Origin of the sequence: Treponema sp. (assembly GCF_051883275.1) — a bacterium.
GTDB lineage: Bacteria > Spirochaetota > Spirochaetia > Treponematales > Treponemataceae > Treponema_D.
This window is the reverse complement of the sequence record NZ_JBJETK010000038.1, coordinates 1,966-3,667: the sequence shown is the minus strand read 5'-3', so window position 1 is coordinate 3,667 and position 1,702 is coordinate 1,966. Positions and strand designations below refer to the sequence as shown.

Genomic DNA, 1,702 nt, shown 5'->3' with positions numbered 1-1,702 from the left:
CCGCTCAAGGCTTCGTACTTTACGATAAAGTTGTCTGTATAGACAAGAATTCCGTCTGAATAAAGGCTAAGGTATGCGTTCCAGCCGTCCTTGCTTCCTTCGTATTTTCCAAAACTTACTTTAAGTTCATCTCCCATAGAAGATACTGTGCGCACTGCGCTCAGCGATTTCTGGTCTGCACGTATTTCTGAAAGGAGTGCATTCTGCTGTGCCATCGTAGACTGTTTTACGCTTTCGCAGTCGTCAAAAAATTTGTTCGTCAAGTCTTCGTAGCTTTTTATAACCTGCTTTTCGCGGCGTTCAAGTGCCTGTGCAGTCGGCTTTCCGTCGCTTCCAAGTTCTACGGTTGAATATGATTTGTTACGTATGCGTTCTTCTTCGCTCTTGCGGTCTTTTACAAGCTGGTCATAAAGTTCCTGACTTCGGGCTTCTACGCTCTGGCGGATTTCTACAAGCGCTTTTTTCTTTGACTCAAGAATGTTTATCTGCCCCAGCACACCCTGCTTTTCCATTTTAAGCTTGCGCACTTCTTCGGCTTTGGCGGCGGCATCTTTTGCCATCTGGTCACGCTGGGTTTTTAATGCAATGGAACGTTCTGCTTCAAGTTTTGCATCTTCGTCTGCACGTGCTTTCTGGGCTTTAAGTTCTTCCTGGCGCTTCTGCTCTGCCTTCTGTTTTTCTGCAAGAAGTGCTTTTTCTGCTTCAAGGCGTTTTTTGTTCTGAACGGCGTTTATGTCGTTGCTCTGCATAAGCTTTGAAAGCTCTGCATCATACTGGCTCATCATCTTCTGGAACTGCGCTTCGTTCTGTCTTGCAAGCTCAAGCTGGTCGTCTACAGAAAAGTTTGCCGAACCGCTTGCAAGCAGGTTTCTGTTAAGGTCAGAAATCTTGATTCCAAGCTTGTCTGCAAGGGAAAGGGTCAGTTCGTCTATTGCGCCTGTTGAGCCGTACAAATATTCTGCCTTTGAATACTCCTTGCTTGTTGCGCTTGCCATCTGCTCGCCGGTTGTAAGATCTGTAAAGTCCGCGCTGATAACATAGCCGCTTGCGGTTTTGCGTAGCTTTGTAAAGACTGCGAATTTTGCCGTGGTAATTTTTCCCAATTCTATTACGGCGCTTTCGTCACGTCCTGCACCCTCGCTTTCTGCCTGGAGTTTTTTAAGCGTTGCCTCTGACTTGGAATCTACTACGGTTTTCATTCCAAGGTAATCCTGAAGGTTGCTCTTGATTTTGTCCTGCACCTGCCCCGGAAGCCATGCCGTTTCTGATGCGCTTAAATTGGAAACTTCCTGATTTACTACCTGAACAGGGAATTTCGTAAGGTTTTCAAGACGTTCTTTTTCCCATTTAGCTTTTGCTTCCTCTGCACGCTTTTTTTCTTCCTGAACAAGCCGTTCCTGATATTGCTCAACTGTTTCTATACCATCAATCTTAGTTATTGAGTATGTTTTTGAAGACAAATCAGTTGTTTCAAATGTAACTAGATAAGTTTTCTTGTTTGCATAATTAAGACGTTCTGTAATGTTTGTCATATCCATCCCGGATACAATCTTTGCTTTGTTTTTTGCGAATACTGACAAAGTAACAGTTCCGTCATCTGTAACTTTCATTCCAAAAAGGCTCATATCACAGATAAATACTGCTGTTGCGTCCTTATTGGAATCTAATGTCTTGCCAATTTTCTTTGCATCAATTTTTGTCT

Annotated in this window: 1 protein-coding gene; it reads right to left on the bottom strand. The window is 43.7% G+C overall.

From position 1 onward, the window contains the following. Nucleotides 1-1,610, bottom strand: a 1,610-nt coding sequence (locus ACI4L0_RS06190; RefSeq protein WP_439799298.1) for a hypothetical protein, incomplete at its 3' end; no start/stop codon positions are given. Between the last annotated feature and the right edge of the window lie 92 nt (nt 1,611-1,702).